This window comes from Agromyces terreus, assembly GCF_009749465.1.
GTDB classification, from domain to species: domain Bacteria; phylum Actinomycetota; class Actinomycetes; order Actinomycetales; family Microbacteriaceae; genus Agromyces; species Agromyces terreus.
In genome coordinates this window covers 526315-541627 of the sequence record NZ_WBIS01000002.1, presented here as the reverse complement: position 1 = coordinate 541627, position 15313 = coordinate 526315, and the positions used below count along the sequence as shown (strand labels likewise).

Below are 15313 nucleotides of genomic sequence, written 5' to 3'. Positions count from 1 at the left end.
TGTCGCGAGCCGGCTTTCCGCATACCGTCTGGCAACACGCCGCTCCGCGCCTGAATTGCGCCCGGGGAGACGGAGTTCGGGCGAGCCCGCTCGGCTGCTCGCGGCGCGACTGCGGGCTGGCATCGGGCCGACGAGCCGGCATGTCGTCGGCTTCGACCGGCGTGTCGGCGTTAGGAGCAGCCCGGAATGACAACGGGCGGCGGATGCCGCGGGCAAGCGGATGCCGCGGGGCGGCATCCGGCTCGGAGCCGCGTCAGGCGTGGGGCGGCGTCCCGGCTCGGAGTGGCGTCAGGCGTGGGCGATCGCGGCGTCGACGACGGCGTCGATGAGCGACTCGGCGCTGCGCTCACGCGCGACGACATCGACCCGCAGCCCGAGCTCGGCCGCGTCGCGCTGCGTCTGGGGGCCGATGGCGGCGACCAGGATGGAGTCGGGGATCGGGCCGAGCTGCTCCTGCACCTGCTCGGCGACGCTGCCCGAGGTCACCAGCACGGCGTTGACCCGGCCGCTGCGCACGTCGTCGACGACCTTCTGCGCGACGGGCACGCCGACGGTGCGGTACGCGACGACCGCGTCGACGGTGTGGCCGGCCTCGGCGAGGCCGATCGAGAGCACCTGCTTGGCGATGGCCGAGCGCAGTGCGAGCACGCGCAGGCCTTGGGCGCCCTCGGTCGCGGCCTCCCACTCCTCGAGCAGGCCCTTGGCCGAGTTGTCTTCGGAGGGCACGATGTCGGCGTGGTACCCGGCGGCCACGAGGGCGGCCGCGGTCGTCTCACCGACGGCGGCGACCCTCGTGGTCTCCGGGATCACGGCGTCGTACGAGGAGAGGACGTCGACCGTGGTGGCGCTCGTGACGGTGAGCCAGTCGAACTCGCCGGCCGCGAGCTTCGCGAGCGCGGCCTCGAGCGCCGGCTGGTCGTCGGTGGGCGCGAAGTTGATGAGCGGGGCGATGATCGGCGTCGCGCCGCGGGCGCGCAGTGCGCCGGCGACGCCGTCGCCCCAGGGGCCGCCGCGGGGCACGAGCACGCGCCAGCCGCTCAACGGCTTTCCGGCATGCGAGGGCAATCCGATGGCCCCGGTGATGGGTTCGAATTCGGTCATGAAGTCTCCTCAATGGCAGCAGCGAGTTCAGCGGCACCGTTGCCGAGGAGTTCTGCGACGGCGCGATCGGCGACATCACGAGCCGATTCCGCCAGATCGGCGGCCGAGCGGCTCTCGGGGGTTGCGGCATGCGAACTGGTGATGCGCCGCGTACCGTCGGCACTGTACACGGTCGCGCTCAGGAACAGAAGTTCGTCGTCGAGGAACGCGGTGACGCCCACGGGGGCCGCGCATCCGGCCTCGAGGCCCGCGAGCACGAGCCGTTCGGCGAGCGCCGCGGCGCGGCTCGTGCGGTGGTCGACGGCTTCGAGCGCGTGCTCGAGCGCACGGTCTCCGCGCTCGCGGCGCACCTCGATCGCGAGGGCGCCCTGGGCTGCGGCGGTGGGCCAGTCGTCGAGCGAGAGCAGTTCGGTCGCGGCATCCGACCGCCCCAGCCGGCCCAGTCCTGCGGCCGCGAGCAGCACCGCGTCGAGCGCCTCTCCTGAGCCGGTCGACGGGTCGCCCGACGCGACCCTGCCGAGCCGCGTGTCGATGTTGCCGCGGATGTCGAGCACCTCGAGGTCGGGGCGCACGGCGCGCAGCTGGGCGATGCGGCGCGGCGACCCGGTGCCGACGCGCGCACCCTCGGGGAGGGTCGCGAGCGTGAGGCCGTCGCGGGCGCAGAGCGCATCGCGGGCATCGGCGCGCTTCGGCACGGCGCCGAGACGGAGCCCCTCGTGCTCGGCCGTCGGGAGGTCTTTCATCGAGTGCACGACGACGTCGCAGCGGCCCTCGAGGAGCGCTTCGCGGAGCGCCGTGACGAACACGCCCGTTCCGCCGAGCGAGGCGAGCGAGGCACGCGAGGTGTCGCCCTCGGTCGTGACGGGGACGAGCTCGACCTCGGCCTTCGCGGCGGCGGCGATGCGGTCGGCGATCTGGCGGGTCTGCGCCATCGCGAGGGCGCTCGCACGCGTGCCGACGCGGATCACGGAACCGGACGCGGCGCTCACGGCGCGATCCCGGCCAGCGCGGGACGGAACCCGAGTCGCACGTTCTCGCAGCACCCGGGGCGGCACACGTCGTACCAGGGCCCGAGCTCGGTCTTCGCGGGGCGCTCGGCGACCGGGGTGCCGTTCACCCGCTCGAGCACGAGGTCGACGAGGCCGGCGACGTAGGCGGGGTGGGTACCGGGCGTGGGCACGCGCACGGCGGCGAGGCCGTGCTCGCCGGCCGTCTCGAGCGCCTCGTTGTCGAGGTCCCAGAGCACTTCCATGTGGTCGCTGACGAATCCGAGCGGCACGATCACGACGGCCTTGCGGCCGGCGGCGGGCAGTTCGGCGATGGCGTCGTTGATGTCGGGCTCGAGCCACGGCATCGACGGCGGACCCGACCGCGACTGGTAGACGAGCTGCCAGGGCACGTCGGATGCCCCCGCTTCGCGCATGACCACCTCGGCGACGGCACGGTGCTGGGCCGCGTAGGCGCCGCCCTCTCCGAAGCCGCGCTCGGCGGGGCCCGACTTCGCGGCGTCGGTGGACGGGATCGAGTGCGTCGCGAAGAGCACCTCGACGTCGGTGACCGGGTTCAGGGCGGGGTCTGCCGCGACGAGCCTGACGATGCCGTCGCGCACGCCCTCGACGAACGGGGCGACGAAGCCGGGGTGGTCGAAGAACTGGCGCACCTTGTCGATGCGGATCACGTCGCCCAGGTCGGTGTCGGCGAGCGCGTCGGCGAAGTCCTCGCGGTACTGGCGGCAGCTGGAGTACGAGCTGTACGCGCTCGTCGCGATGGCGATGAGCTTCGTGTGGCCGGCGGCGTTCGCCTCGGCGAGCGCGTCGTTGAGGTACGGGTCCCAGTTGCGGTTGCCCCACAGCACGGGCAGGTCGATGCCGCGGCTCGCGAGCTCGGCCTCGAGCGCGGCCTTCAGCTGCCGGTTCTGCTCGTTGATGGGGCTGGTGCCGCCGAAGTGGCGGTAGTGGTGGGCCACCTCTTCGAGGCGCTCGTCGGGGATGCCGCGACCGCTCGTGACGTTGCGCAGGAACGGGATGACGTCGTCCTGGCCCTCTGGGCCGCCGAACCCGGCGAGCAGGATCGCGTCGTACGCGACGGGCTCGGTGACGTGTTCGGGCCCGCCCTGGGCGGCCGGGGTCGCGCCGGGCACGATCGCGCCGACGGCGCAGGGGGCGGATGCCGCGGGCGCGGGCTTGCGTCCGCGGTGCGCGGTGCCCGTGGCATCCGCGCCCTGTCGGTCGGCACCGCTGGAGCCGAGGTTCACCGCCGCCATTACTGCAGCACCTCGACGAGCTCGGCGGTCGAGATGCGTCGGCCGGTGTAGAACGGCAGCTCGTCGCGCACGTGGCGGCGGGCGTCGGTGGCGCGCAGGTCGCGCATCATGTCGACGAGGTCGGTGAGCTCGTCGGCCTCCATCGGGAGGAGCCACTCGTAGTCGCCGAGGGCGAACGCCGAGACCGTGTTCGCGACCACGCCGCGGAACGAGGCGCCCTTGCGCCCGTGCTCGGCGAGCATGCGGCCGCGCTCGCCCGGGTCGAGCAGGTACCACTCGTAGCTGCGCACGAACGGGTAGACGGTGAGCCAGTCCTTCGGCTCGACGCCGCGGAGGAACCCGGGCACGTGCGCCTTGTTGAACTCGGCGTCGCGGTGCACGCCCATGGCGTTCCACGTGGGCAGCAGGGCGCGCAGCAGCCGCGACCGGCGGAGCTCGCGCAGCGCCCACTGCAGCCCCTCGGCGGTGTCGCCGTGCAGCCACAGCATGACGTCGGCGTCGGCGCGGAGGCCCGACACGTCGTAGATGCCGCGCAGGGTGACCCCCTCGTCTTCGACGAGGTCGATCATGCCGTCGAGTTCGTCGACGAACCTGGGCACGTCGTGGCCGTCGAGATCGTCTGGGCGGGCGGGATCGCGGCGGAGCACTGCGAACACCGTGTAGCCCTCAGGAGACTGCTCGGCGTCGGATTCGGTCTGGAGCGCGTCGGCTGCCGCTTCGGCAGCGGGGGAAGACATGCACCTAGTCTCCCCCTTTCGACGGGATCGGCCAAAAATCGGCGCAGATCCGTCGTGCGGGTGGACAATCCGGCGGTCGACGCCTATGGGGCGGGCGGACCGACGAGCAGCGCGGTGGAGTGCTCGAGGTGCTCGCGGATCGCGTCGGGCCCGCGCGACTGCACTTCGTCGACGAGGGCGCGGTGCTCCGCGACCAGCTCCTCGAGCGTGTAGTGCGGGCTCACGCGGAGCAGGAACAGCAGCATCTCGCCGCCGATCGCCCGATGGGCCTCGATGATGCGCGGGCTCCCGGACGCCGCGACGAGCGCACGGTGCAGGGCCAGGTGCTCGCGCTGCGCCTCGAGCCAGTCGGCGGATGCCGCGAGCCGGACGAGCGCGTCGCGTGCGGGTGCGAGCAGGTCGTCGGGCCACCGCGCTCCGTGCCGTTCGCGCGCGATGCGTACCGCCTCGACCTCGAGCGCGGCGCGGACCTGCTGGAGGGCGATGACGGCCTCGCGGTCGAACTCGGCGACCCGCACGCCGCGGTACGGTTCGGCGATCGCGAGCCGTTCGGCCGCGAGCCGCTGGAAGGCGGCGCGCACGGTGTGCCGGGAGGCGCCGAACCGCGCGGCCGCGGCCTCCTCGCGCAGGGGCGCCCCGGCGGGGAGCGCGCCCGTCAGGATCTCGTCGCGCAGGGCGTCGGCGACGCGCTCCACGGCGGTGCCGCCGTGCCGGCCCGCTCGACGTCGTTCAGCCGGCATCGATCACGTGCTCGCGACGGGGTTCAGTCGTCGGAGGAAGCGGCGCGCACGACGAGCCACACGGTGACGCCGACCACCGCCACCGCGCCGATCGCCGCGCCGAGCAGCACGCCCGGCTGCTCGTCGGCCATGCGTCGCAGCCGGGCCTTGACCTGCCGGCCCTTGCGCCTGGCCTGCTTGGGCAGGTTGAGCTTGTCTTCGAGGGCGTTGAGCGTCTCGGCGAAGTCGGCACGGGCGCGCTCGGAGGCGGCGCGGGCCTGCACTCGGGTGAGGTTGCGCTCGCGCTCCTTCTCGGTGCGCTTGGACGGCTGGGCGGCGTCAGCGGTGGTCATAGTCACCGGTTCCCTTCAGCGCGTCGAGGTCGGCCTTCAGGCTCTCGACGGACTCGAGCGGCTGGGAGCCGCGCTTGAAGTTGATGATCGCGATCCACACGAGCACGGCGATGATGAGCACCAGGATGCCGGCGACGGTGAGCGCGGCCGCCCACGGCGGCATGATGAGCGCGAACGCGAAGATCGCCGCCGTGATGAGCGTGAACAGCAGGAACACGGCCACCACCGCCGCGGCCGCGAACAGGCCCGAACCGATGCCGAAGTGCTTGATCTTGTAGGAGATCTCGGCCTTGATCTGATCGATCTCGGCCTTGATGAGCGTGGAGACCGTGTCGGGAAGCTCGCCGATCAGCTGGAACAGCGAGCGGTCGTCGTTCGTGGGGGCTGCCATGGTCGCTCCCGCCTAGGAACCGGACTTCGACGTGCGCGGCTTCGAGGCGGCGCTCTTCGGTGCCGCCTTCTTGGGGGCCGCCTTCTTCGGCGCGGCGGACTCGGCCGCGATGTCGCTCGCGTCGTCGATGGCCGACTCGAGCTTCGCGGCGGTGTCGTCGATGGCGTCGCGCGCGGCATCCGCAGCCTTGGTGACGTTCGACTTCGCCGACCGCGCGGCGGACTTCACATCCTGCCGGGTGGCGCCCGACCCCTTGGTCGCGGTGCCGATGAGGTTCTTGACGCCGTCGAGCACGGTGTCGCTGACGTCGCCGACGCGGGCCATGGCGAAGTCCTTCACCGTGGTCACGCCGCTCTGCACCGTCGGCGTGTTCCACACGCTCTCGGCTGCTTCCTTGATCTGCTCGTAGCGCTGACGGCCGGCACGAGTGCCGAGCACGTAGCCGACCCCGAGTCCGACGACGAAGAGGACCTTGCCCTTCATGTGCACCCCATTCCCCACCGCGCGTGATCGCGACGTCATTCCAGCGTAGACCCCGAGAAGAGTGGCGCAAGGGGTTGCGCTCGAAAGTATGCCGTTCGGGCTATGCGTTCCCGGCCGTCGGGTCGGGGCGCGCGCCGGGGTCGATCCGGGGTGCGACCGCGAGATGCCGGATGCGGGCGGCGGCCTCGATCGCGTGCGGCACGACCGAGGCGAGCCCGGTGCCGGCGACCCACGACCCCGTCACCTCGAGCCCGTCCTCCGCGTCGAGCACCTCCTCGAGCGCGCGCACGCGATCGCGGCGGCCGATGGTCGCCTGGGAGAGGGCGTCGCGCCAGCTCGCACGGCCGACCTCGAGGAGCGCGCCGGCGGGCAGGTCGACCCCGAGCGCGGCGGATGCATCGGCGAGCGCCACCTCGCGGACCTCGTCGTCGCTCAGCCCCGCGAGCGGGTTCGGCTCGCCCGTGCGCCCGTACGACAGTCGCACGACGTGCCGACCGTCGGTGCGCCTCGCCAGCCACGGCCACTTCGCCGTCGAATGCGTGAGCGCCTTCGCCGTGATGCCGGGCGTGTCGGTCGCGACGAGCACGCCCGTGCCGCGCGGGGCGGCGTCGAGCACGGGTGCGTCGAGCAGGAGGATCACGACCTCGACGGATGCCTCGGCCGGGCCCTCCGCGAAATCGTCGGCCCAGCCGTCGAGGGCGCCGGCGAGCAGGGTCCGGGCCGAGACCGCCGGGGCCGCGATGATCGCGAACCGCGCGTCGAGCACGAGATCGTCCTCGTCGTCGCGCGAGACCGTCGCCCGCCAGCCGGCGTCGCCGCCGTCGCCCTCGGCGCGCACGAGCGACGTGACGGGGGCCTGGGTCACCACGTCGGCCCCGAAGCGCTCGAGCTGCGCGAGCAGCGCGTCGACGAGACGGTGCATGCCGCCGTCGAGCCCCTGCACGGCGCTGCCCGCCCTGCGCTCCTCGAGGAGCTGGCCGACGCCGCCCGACAGCGAACCGGTGCGCGTCATGGCCTCGTTGAGGCCGGGGGCGACCACGTCGAGGTCGAGGTCGTCGGGGTTCGTCGAGTAGACGCCCGACGAGATCGGCGCGACGAGCCGGTCGAGCACGAGGTCGCCCATGCGGTCGCGCACGAGCTTGCCGAGGCTGTGCGCGCGACCGATGCGGAGGATCGGCTTCAGCCGGTCGAGGTAGGCGCGGGACGCCCCCTTCCAGCCGATGATGCGTCGCACGTCGTCGCCGAGGGGGTTGGCCGGGATGCCGAGCATGCCCGTGCGCGGCAACGGCGCGGCGTCGACGGGCGAGCCGTCGCGACCGGAGCGCCCGGCCGGCCAGACGAGCCACGCCCCGGAGGGGTCCGGCTGCTCGATCGCGTCGGCGAGGCCGAGGCCGTCGAGCAGTTCGGCGACCGTTCCGCCGCGGGTCGCGAAGGACTCGGCGCCCGAATCGAGGGTCAGTCCGCCGAGCGTCACGCGGCCGACGCAGCCGCCGGGCGCCTCGCGGCTCTCGAGCACGGTGACGGCGAGGCCGATCTTCGCGCACTCGAGCGCAGCGACGAGCCCCGCCACTCCCCCGCCGACGACGACCACGTCGGTCGTGGTGGCTGCCCGATTCGGAGATGTCGCCGACGCGCCGTCTGCGGCATCCCGCCCACCGGCGTGTCGGGCCGAATCTCCGAATCCGGCAGACTCGGTCCCGCCCGGCGCGGCCGCGACCCCCTCGCTCATGCGCCCGCCTCGTGCACGAGCTCGACAACGCGCGTGAGCACGGCGGGGTCGGTCTCGGGGGGTACGCCGTGGCCGAGGTTGAACACGTGCGCGGGGGCGGCCCGCCCCCGCCGCAGCACGTCGCGCACCGCGGCCTCGAGCACGGGCCACGGCGCGGCCAGCAGCGCCGGATCGAGGTTTCCCTGCAGCGGGACGCCGTCGCCGATGCGCGCCGCCGCGACATCCAGCGGCACCCGGTAGTCGACGCCGACCGCGTCGACGCCGATGGCGTGCATCGCGCCGAGCAGCTCGCCCGTGCCGACCCCGAAGTGCACGACCGGCACCGCACGCGTCACGGCCGCGCCCGCGGCATCCGTCGTCTCGTACTCGAGTCCGTGCACGTGGCTCAGCGCCGTCGCCGAGGCGGGCGCGACGTGGGTCTCGTAGTCGGCGAGCGACAGCGCCCCCGCCCACGAGTCGAAGAGCTGGGCGGCGGATGCCCCGGCCAGCACCTGCGTGCGCAGGAAGCGGCCCGTGAGCTCGGCCGTCCACTCCATGAGCGCGCGCCACGCGCCCGGGTCGGCGTGCATGAGGGTGCGCGCGGCCAGGTGGTCCTTCGAGGGGCCGCCCTCGGCGAGGTACGCGGCGAGGGTGAACGGCGCGCCCGCGAAACCGATCAGGGGGGTTGCGGTGCCGCTGCCGTTGTCGGTGCGGTTCAGCTCGGCGATCGTGCGCTGCACGGCCTCGGTGATAGGGGCGGATGCCTCGTCGAGCCGCGCGGGGTCGATCGCCGTGAGCTCGGCCACGCCCGCGGCATCCGCATACCCGCGGCCGAACACGGGCCCGCGACCCGGCTGGATCTCGACGTCGACGCCGACGAGCTTCAACGGCACGACGATGTCGCTGAAGAAGATGCCGGCGTCGACCTTGTGGCGACGCACGGGCTGCAACGTGATCTCGCTCGCCATCGCCGGGTCGAGGCAGGCGTCGAGCATGCGCGTTCCGACCCGCAGGTCGCGGTACTCGGGCAGCGAGCGGCCCGCCTGCCGCATGAACCACACGGGCGCGGTGTCGGCGCGCTCGCCCCGGTATGCGCGCACGAGACGCGAGTCGCCGGTGAGGCCTGCGGAGAGGGGATGCAGCGGAGAGAGGATCACGCGTGCCATTGTCCCGTATCGGCCTGAACGAACGGTCGGCGCCCGCCCCTGCGGTGACGCTGCGCGGCGCAACGGGTGCGTGGCGGGTGCGCAACGGGTGCGCGGCGACCGCGCACGGCGACGCCTTCCTGGCCGCACCCCCCGAAATGGGGCGGGGAAAGCGCAATCTGGCCGGTCAGCGGCTTGTTAGCGTTGAATCGTTCCGACGTCCGGCGAACCCGCTCACCCGAACCCCGCCGGCCCGACGAGCACGCCCGACCCAGGACGCCCAGCGTCCGGCCCCCGCCCAGAGGGTGTTCGCCCGTGCCCCGCGCCCGCGTGATCAGCGTCGACCCGCCCGCCGGGACGGCACGCCCTCAGAACGCGACCCCGGCTCCGCCGCGCCCGCGTTCGCGACCAGAAGGAACCCGATGATCAAGAAGACGATCGCGATGGGCGGTGTCGCCTGCCTCGCGCTGGGACTCGCCGGCTTCGCCGTCGCCGCGCCCGCCCAGGCCGCGCCCCTCGACCAGTGGTCGTTCGGCGAGACCCGCGCCACCGGACACTACGAGCGCACGGCCGACGGCCTGCACATCTGGACCGAGGGCACCACGTCGACCGACAAGGTCGCCGGGTACCTCGGCGTCGACCTGCCGCTCGACGAGGCCCTGACGGGCGGCGTCGAGTACACGGCGACCACCGGCATCGCGCCCGGCGCCCAGTTCGTCGTCGACATCGACGACGACGGCACGCCCGACGGCATCCTCGTCGGCGAGGCCGTCTACGGCGAGAACTGGTGGCTCACCGGCAGCTCGAGCGCGGCCTTCAAGGCGCTCGACCCCTCGGGCCCGGCGAACGGCGGCAACGGCAGCGAGTGGTTCGGCACCCTCGCCGAGTGGTCGGCGGCGGCACCCGCCGCGCACATCGTCAAGGTCGGCTTCAGCCTCGGCTCGGGCGTCAAGGGCGACGGCGTCGTGCACGCGGTCGTCGCGGGCGAGCACCGCTACACGTTCGACGGCTTCGCCGGCGCCTCCTGCGACGCCCCGACCGCACTTGCACCCGTCACCGACCAGGCGCTCGGCGCCTGGGTCGTCAAGGACGGCGTCACCCCGACCTGGCAGTCCGGGTCGATGACGCTCACCTCGACGGCCGGCGCATCCGCCTGGGCCCGCCTCACGCTCCCCGCGGGCACCCGCCTCGCCGACCTCGAGCGACTCTCCGCGAACGGCACCACCTCGGGCGTCTACTGGGGCGGCATCATCCTCGAGGGCGGCGAGCTCACGGCCCAGCTGCACTACGACGACGACGGACGCTTCTGGACCTCCCAGCGCGGCATCCTCCGCGACTCGTCGATCAAGGGCGGCTACTACGAGACCCGCGACCTCGCGGCGGACCTCCAGTCCAACCCGATCGTCGAGACCCTCAAGGTGTACGTGAACGCGGGCCCCAACTCGATCAAGCTGACCAGTGTCGACTACGGATGCTCGACGCAGCCGTTCACCAAGCAGGTGGGCCCGGCGCCGGTCATCGCCAAGGTGCTGGAGGACGGCAAGATCGTCGCGGGCAAGCAGACCTTCACGGTCGAGCTGCAGGACGACAACATCAGCTACACCTACATCGAGTTGAACCGCGGCGGCACGTGGCTGACCGACAACACCAAGGCGGCCGGTTCGAGCAACAGCGGCCTGAAGCCCAAGCTCGTGATCGACACCGCCGCGTACGCCGACGGCGCCTACGCGCTGAAGATCAACGCCATCGACAAGGACGGCCTCTCGGCCAACCGCGTCGTGCCGTTCGTCATCGACAACACCAAGCCCGTCGTCACGATCGACGCCCCCGGTGCCGGCGCGTTCGTCAAGGGCACCGTGCCGGTGAAGGTCACGCTCGACGACGCGCACCTGCAGAGCTACAACCTGCGCATCGACTCGGCGGGTCTCACGTACGCGTACCAGGCGACCAACGGCGCCCAGCCCGAGTTCAGCCTGAACACGAAGACCCTCGCCGACGGCGTGCACACGCTGCTCGCCACCGCGACCGACAAGGCCGGCAACAAGACCGAGACGAAGACGAAGATCACGGTCGACAACACCCGGCCGACGCTCGACGTCACCAGCCCCGCCGAGGGCGCGGTGTTCGAGACCAGCACCGGCGTGCAGGTCGACGTCGAGGCATCCGACGCCAGCGGCTTCAACGCCGTCGTGGTCAACCTGTACAAGGACGGCACCCTCCTGAAGTCGCTCGGCACGCAGGCGACCGCCGGTGCCGCGGCCTGGGCCGGCGCCTGGACCCTCCCGGCGAGCCTCGCCGACGGCACCTACACCCTGCGGGTCGGCCTCAACGACCTGGCCGGCAACAACCGCACCGTCAACCGCTCGATCGTGATCGACTCGACGGTCGCCGCGGGCGAGACCGGTGACGGCACGGAAGAGCCCGGCGACGGCACCGAAGAGCCCGGCGACGGCACCGAAGAGACCGGCGACGGCACGGAGGAGACCGAGACCGAGCAGCCCGGCACCGAGGAGCCTTCGACGGCGCTGCCCTCGCTCGCGATCGACGTGCACGAGATCGTCCGCGGCGGCACCGTGAACGTGACCGGCGCGGACTTCCCGGCCGGCACCTCGGTCGAGTTCGAACTGCACTCGACCCCGGTCGCGCTCGGTGCGGTCGCCGCAGACGAGAACGGCGCCGTCGCCTTCGCGGCGGTCGTGCCGACGTCGACGCCCGAGGGCGCGCACCACGTGGTGGCGCTGCTCCCCGACGGCAGCACGGTCGAGGTCCCGATCACGGTGACGGCGGCGGATGCCGCGGCCGCACCGGCCGACGACGCGTCCGCCACGGCGGCGACCGACGCCACCACGGCCGGTCTCGCCGACACGGGCTTCGACGGCACCGTGCCCGGACTCGTCGCCGTCGCGGCGATGCTGCTCGGCGGCGCCGCCATGGCGATCATGTCGCTCCGTCGTCGCGCCGCCGGCGCGCGCGGCTGACCCGGCGCACGCTCGACTCGAACGGGCCCGTCACCTCGCGGTGGCGGGCCCGTTCCCGTGTCCGTGCCCGCCGACGGCCGCCCACCGCTCCCGAGATCCGCGCTTGTCGGCGACCGCGCCGAGGGTCTAAGGTCAGTGTCGTCGTGCGCCCCCCTCGCACGACGACGCGCCGAAGGCGGCGTGCCTCCGTCCCCCCGGAGAAAAGACGACGTGTCCTGGTTCGTGTGTCCCCCTCTGTCCCCCTCGCCGATGTCCGACCGTGCGAGTCGTGGCTCCGATGCCGCGCGCCCGCACTCGTTCGAAGCAGGGTTGTCCGAGCCGGGCATCCCGTCGTCCGCCGTTCGCCGAGTCGCCGACGGAGCCCGGCGATGAGCGCCGACGCACGGCACCGCACGGTCCTCACCGTGCTCGTGGCCGTCGCGGCCACCCTCGTGGTGGCGGCGCTCATCGCCGGGTCCCCCGTCATCCACGGTCTCGTCTCCCGGCTCCCGGCGGTGCCGGCCGAGGGGCTGGCCTCGCTCGTCGCCGTGGCCTGCCTCGTGGGCGCCGCGGTCTCGGCGATCGCGCTGCTCGTGCGCGACGCACGTGTCCGCGCCCGCCGCACCGCGCTCGCGCGCCGGCATCCGGAGGGGCTCGCGTGCGCGATCCGCGTCGGCCCGCTCGCCCAGCGCATGAACGAGCTCCGGCTCGACAACGCCTCGCCGATCCGCATCAGTCGTCGCTACAGCATCGTCGCCGACGAGTCCGGCATCGCCTTCTGGGACGGCGGGCGCCGCCCCCGCATGGTCGACTCGTACCCGTGGCGCGAGGTCCGCAACATCCGCGCCGATGCGACCGTCGCCGGCACCGGGGTGCTCTCGGTGCTGGTGCTCCGGGTGCGCCGCCACAAGAACAGCGTCGAGCTGCCGGTCGTCCTGGCCTCGGGCCGCCCGGGTCGATTCGCGCTCTCGGATGCCGCGTTCTTCGCCGTCGTGCGCGAATGGAAGGCGAAGCACCGCACCGCCCTCGCGGCCGAGGGCCTCGAGGTGCCGCCGCTGACTGCGCCCATCCCCGTCATCACCGCGGCGATGGCCCGTGAAGACGCCGAAGCCCGCGCCCTCGCCGCCGCACGGAGGTAGCACTTCGGCGCACCGTGACACGGTGCACAGGCCCCCGGGCGGGAGCCCGCTCGACGGCGGGTAGAATCTCTCCGTGCTCATCTGCTTCTCCGCGAGTCACAAGAACGCCGGGTTCGACATGCTCGAGCGTCTTTCGGCGAACGCGAATCAGGCGGCACCGCGCATTCTCGAGGGCCACGACGCCGTGAAGGGCGCGGTCGTCGTCGCCACCTGCAACCGCTTCGAGGCGTACCTCGACCTCGACGCCCCCGACGGCTCGTCCCCGGTCGAGGTCGTGCACGAGGCGGTGCGCGCGGTCGGCTCCGTCGCCGACCTCGATGCCGCCGAACTGCGGCAGACCTTCGGCTTCGTGCACGGCAACGCCGTCGCCGGGCATCTCTTCTCGGTGGCATCCGGCCTCGAGTCCGTGGTCGTCGGCGAGGGCGAGATCGCCGGACAGGTCAAGCGCTCGCTCGAACTCGCCCGCGCCGAGGGCACCACCACACCCGAACTCGAACGCCTCTTCCAGCGGGCCTCCCAGACCTCACGCCGCGTCAAGAACGAGACCGAACTCGGCGGCGAGGGGCGCTCCCTCGTGCGGCTCGCCCTCGACCTGGCCGAGAGCCGCGTCACCGACTGGGCGCAGACGCGCACCCTCCTCGTCGGCACGGGGCGCTTCGCCGGCGCCTCCCTCGCCGCGCTCCGCGACCGGGGCGTGACCGACGTCGTCGTGTACTCGCCCTCGGGCCGCGGCACGAAGTTCGCCGCGAACCACGGCATCGAACCCGTGTCCGCGGCGGCCTACGCATCGGTGGCCGCATCCGTCGACCTCATCGTCACCTGCACCACGGCCGACCGGCAGGTCGTCGACCGCGACCTCCTGCGCGCGGGCCGAGCGGCGCAAGCCGAGGCATCCGCGCTCCCCGTCATCGGCGACGCCGAACCGCTCCTGCACGCCGACCGCCGCCAACTGGTCGTCGACCTCGGCCTGCCCCGCAACGTCGCGCCCGACGTCGTCGAGGTGCCCGGGGTCGAGCTGCTCGACCTCGAGACGATCAAGATCCACGCGCCGCTCGAGGAGTTCGCCGCCACCGACGCCGCCCGCTCGATCGTGCTGCACGACGCCCGCGCCTTCGGCGAGTCCGGCGAGGAGCAGCGCCTCGCGCCGGCGGTCGTCGCCCTGCGCAAGCACGTCTTCGACATCCTCGACGCCGAGATCGAACGCGCGGCCTCGCGCGGCGACGACGACGGCCGCACCGAGGCTGCGCTGCGCCACATGGCCGGCGTCCTCCTGCACACCCCGATGGTGCGCTCGCGCGAGCTCGCCCGATCGGGCGACCAGCGCGCGTGGATCGACGGCCTCGACGCGCTCTTCGGCATCGCTCCGGCGGCAGCGGCGCAGACCGGCGCCGATCGCGGCGCGGCATCCGCCCCGGCGGACCCCGCGGCGACCTCGGCGGCCCAGCACACGCGTTCGGCCGGCTGACGCCCGCGCGCCTTCACCGCATCGGCGTCGGCGCGCCGCGGTAACGTCGGAGCATGACCGCCGCGACGCCCAGCTTCGACGGGCCTCCGCAGCTCGCCCTGCCCTTCGACCTCGACGACCCGCGCTTCGAACCCATCGAGACCGCGCGCCTCGTCCTGCGCCCGCTCGAAGCCTCCGACGCCCGCGATGTGTGGGAGTACCAGCGGCTTCCCGAGGTGCTGCGCTACATCCCGTGGCCCGAGCGCTCACCCGCCGAGGGGCGCGCCCACACCGAGAAGCGCGCCGGCCTCCGGCGCCTCGAGAGCGACGAGGACGCGGTCTTCTTCGCGATGGAGCTCGTCGGCGAGCCGCGCGTCCGCGAACCGCGCATCGTCGAGATGGAGCACGAGCGGGCGGATGCCGCGGGCTGGCGCGTCATCGGCGACGTGATGCTTCGCGCCGACCGCGTCGAGCACGGGCAGCTCGAGATCGGTTGGGTCGTGCACCCCGACTTCCAGGGGCGCGGGCTCGCACGCGAGGGGGCCGACGCGATCATGCGGCTGGCGTTCGACACGCTTCGCGCGCACCGCGTGCACGCGCTGCTCGACGCCCGCAACGCGGCATCCGCTGCGCTGTGCGAACGCCTGGGCATGCGGCGCGAGGCGACCATCCTCGAAGAGGAGTACAACGACGGCGAGTGGCAGGACACCGCGATGTACGGCATCCTACGGCGTGAATGGGCCGGCCGCCCGGCGGTCGAGTAGCGCAACGCCGGGCGGGGAGCGAAGCGTCGGTCGAGGAGCGAAGCATCTCGAGACCTGCACCCTCCGGTGGTCGAGGAGCGCAGCGTCTCGAGACCTGCACGAGGGGTCT

General features: G+C 73.2%; 14 protein-coding genes. 4 read left to right on the top strand and 10 right to left on the bottom strand.

Annotation, left to right across the window (positions count from 1 at the left end):
* Positions 1 to 288: 288 nt before the first annotated feature.
* The 10 genes from GQQ92_RS07575 to hemE all read right to left on the bottom strand — a co-directional run bounded on the left by GQQ92_RS07575 (position 289) and on the right by hemE (position 8921).
* A complete protein-coding gene (locus GQQ92_RS07575) occupies positions 289 to 1101 on the bottom strand; it encodes a uroporphyrinogen-III synthase (protein WP_156998604.1) in 813 nt (270 codons plus the stop codon).
* Positions 1098 to 2090, bottom strand: coding sequence for a hydroxymethylbilane synthase (hemC, locus tag GQQ92_RS07570; protein ID WP_269149156.1), 993 nt, complete (start codon positions 2088 to 2090; stop codon positions 1098 to 1100). The genes GQQ92_RS07575 and hemC overlap by 4 nt, the downstream gene beginning before the upstream one ends.
* Complete coding sequence (locus GQQ92_RS07565; RefSeq protein WP_156998603.1) at positions 2087 to 3364, bottom strand: ferrochelatase; 1278 nt, start codon at positions 3362 to 3364, stop codon at positions 2087 to 2089. The genes hemC and GQQ92_RS07565 overlap by 4 nt, the downstream gene beginning before the upstream one ends.
* On the bottom strand, positions 3364 to 4101 hold the full coding sequence (hemQ, locus tag GQQ92_RS07560; protein ID WP_156998602.1) for a hydrogen peroxide-dependent heme synthase: 738 nt from the start codon (positions 4099 to 4101) through the stop codon (positions 3364 to 3366). Before hemQ ends, GQQ92_RS07565 begins: the two co-directional genes overlap by 1 nt.
* Before the next feature lie 83 nt (positions 4102 to 4184).
* A complete protein-coding gene (locus GQQ92_RS07555; protein ID WP_156998601.1) occupies positions 4185 to 4841 on the bottom strand; it encodes a GntR family transcriptional regulator in 657 nt (218 codons plus the stop codon).
* A 23-nt stretch (positions 4842 to 4864) separates the two neighbouring features.
* Positions 4865 to 5173 carry a DUF3618 domain-containing protein gene (locus tag GQQ92_RS07550; RefSeq protein ID WP_156998600.1) on the bottom strand — a complete coding sequence of 103 codons (309 nt, stop codon included), beginning with the start codon at positions 5171 to 5173 and terminating at the stop codon, positions 4865 to 4867.
* Positions 5160 to 5564: a phage holin family protein gene (locus GQQ92_RS07545; protein ID WP_156998599.1), complete on the bottom strand. Its 405-nt coding sequence runs from the start codon at positions 5562 to 5564 to the stop codon at positions 5160 to 5162. The genes GQQ92_RS07550 and GQQ92_RS07545 overlap by 14 nt, the downstream gene beginning before the upstream one ends.
* A 12-nt stretch (positions 5565 to 5576) precedes the next feature.
* Complete coding sequence (locus GQQ92_RS07540; RefSeq protein WP_156998598.1) at positions 5577 to 6047, bottom strand: hypothetical protein; 471 nt, start codon at positions 6045 to 6047, stop codon at positions 5577 to 5579.
* Between the two features lie 100 nt (positions 6048 to 6147).
* Positions 6148 to 7776 carry a protoporphyrinogen oxidase gene (gene hemG / locus GQQ92_RS07535; RefSeq protein ID WP_156998597.1) on the bottom strand — a complete coding sequence of 543 codons (1629 nt, stop codon included), beginning with the start codon at positions 7774 to 7776 and terminating at the stop codon, positions 6148 to 6150.
* Positions 7773 to 8921 (bottom strand): uroporphyrinogen decarboxylase, encoded by a 1149-nt coding sequence (gene hemE, locus GQQ92_RS07530; protein WP_156998596.1) that lies wholly within the window; start codon positions 8919 to 8921, stop codon positions 7773 to 7775. Before hemE ends, hemG begins: the two co-directional genes overlap by 4 nt.
* A 401-nt stretch (positions 8922 to 9322) precedes the next feature.
* On the opposite strand from hemE, the gene GQQ92_RS07525 reads away from it, so the two are divergent.
* From GQQ92_RS07525 to GQQ92_RS07510, 4 genes are all read left to right on the top strand, one after another.
* Positions 9323 to 11878 (top strand): Ig-like domain-containing protein, encoded by a 2556-nt coding sequence (locus GQQ92_RS07525; RefSeq protein ID WP_156998595.1) that lies wholly within the window; start codon positions 9323 to 9325, stop codon positions 11876 to 11878.
* Positions 11879 to 12246: 368 nt separating this feature from the next.
* Positions 12247 to 12996, top strand: a complete 750-nt coding sequence (locus tag GQQ92_RS07520) for a hypothetical protein (protein ID WP_156998594.1) — start codon at positions 12247 to 12249, stop codon at positions 12994 to 12996.
* A 73-nt stretch (positions 12997 to 13069) separates the two neighbouring features.
* Positions 13070 to 14461, top strand: a complete 1392-nt coding sequence (locus GQQ92_RS07515; protein ID WP_156998593.1) for a glutamyl-tRNA reductase — start codon at positions 13070 to 13072, stop codon at positions 14459 to 14461.
* 53 nt (positions 14462 to 14514) lie between these two features.
* A complete protein-coding gene (locus GQQ92_RS07510; RefSeq protein ID WP_156998592.1) occupies positions 14515 to 15204 on the top strand; it encodes a GNAT family N-acetyltransferase in 690 nt (229 codons plus the stop codon).
* Positions 15205 to 15313: the final 109 nt, after the last annotated feature.

Excerpts from the sequence above, each read along its gene's own strand:
- GQQ92_RS07575 (WP_156998604.1), bottom strand. The coding sequence starts at position 1,101 with ATGACCGAATTCGAACCCATCACCGGGGCCATCGGATTGCCCTCGCAT.
- GQQ92_RS07565 (WP_156998603.1), bottom strand. The coding sequence starts at position 3,364 with ATGGCGGCGGTGAACCTCGGCTCCAGCGGTGCCGACCGACAGGGCGCG.
- hemQ (WP_156998602.1), bottom strand. The coding sequence starts at position 4,101 with ATGTCTTCCCCCGCTGCCGAAGCGGCAGCCGACGCGCTCCAGACCGAA.
- GQQ92_RS07555 (WP_156998601.1), bottom strand. The coding sequence starts at position 4,841 with ATGCCGGCTGAACGACGTCGAGCGGGCCGGCACGGCGGCACCGCCGTG.
- GQQ92_RS07550 (WP_156998600.1), bottom strand. The coding sequence starts at position 5,173 with ATGACCACCGCTGACGCCGCCCAGCCGTCCAAGCGCACCGAGAAGGAG.
- GQQ92_RS07545 (WP_156998599.1), bottom strand. The coding sequence starts at position 5,564 with ATGGCAGCCCCCACGAACGACGACCGCTCGCTGTTCCAGCTGATCGGC.
- GQQ92_RS07540 (WP_156998598.1), bottom strand. The coding sequence starts at position 6,047 with ATGAAGGGCAAGGTCCTCTTCGTCGTCGGACTCGGGGTCGGCTACGTG.
- hemG (WP_156998597.1), bottom strand. The coding sequence starts at position 7,776 with ATGAGCGAGGGGGTCGCGGCCGCGCCGGGCGGGACCGAGTCTGCCGGA.
- hemE (WP_156998596.1), bottom strand. The coding sequence starts at position 8,921 with ATGGCACGCGTGATCCTCTCTCCGCTGCATCCCCTCTCCGCAGGCCTC.
- GQQ92_RS07525 (WP_156998595.1), top strand. The coding sequence starts at position 9,323 with ATGATCAAGAAGACGATCGCGATGGGCGGTGTCGCCTGCCTCGCGCTG.
- GQQ92_RS07520 (WP_156998594.1), top strand. The coding sequence starts at position 12,247 with ATGAGCGCCGACGCACGGCACCGCACGGTCCTCACCGTGCTCGTGGCC.
- GQQ92_RS07510 (WP_156998592.1), top strand. The coding sequence starts at position 14,515 with ATGACCGCCGCGACGCCCAGCTTCGACGGGCCTCCGCAGCTCGCCCTG.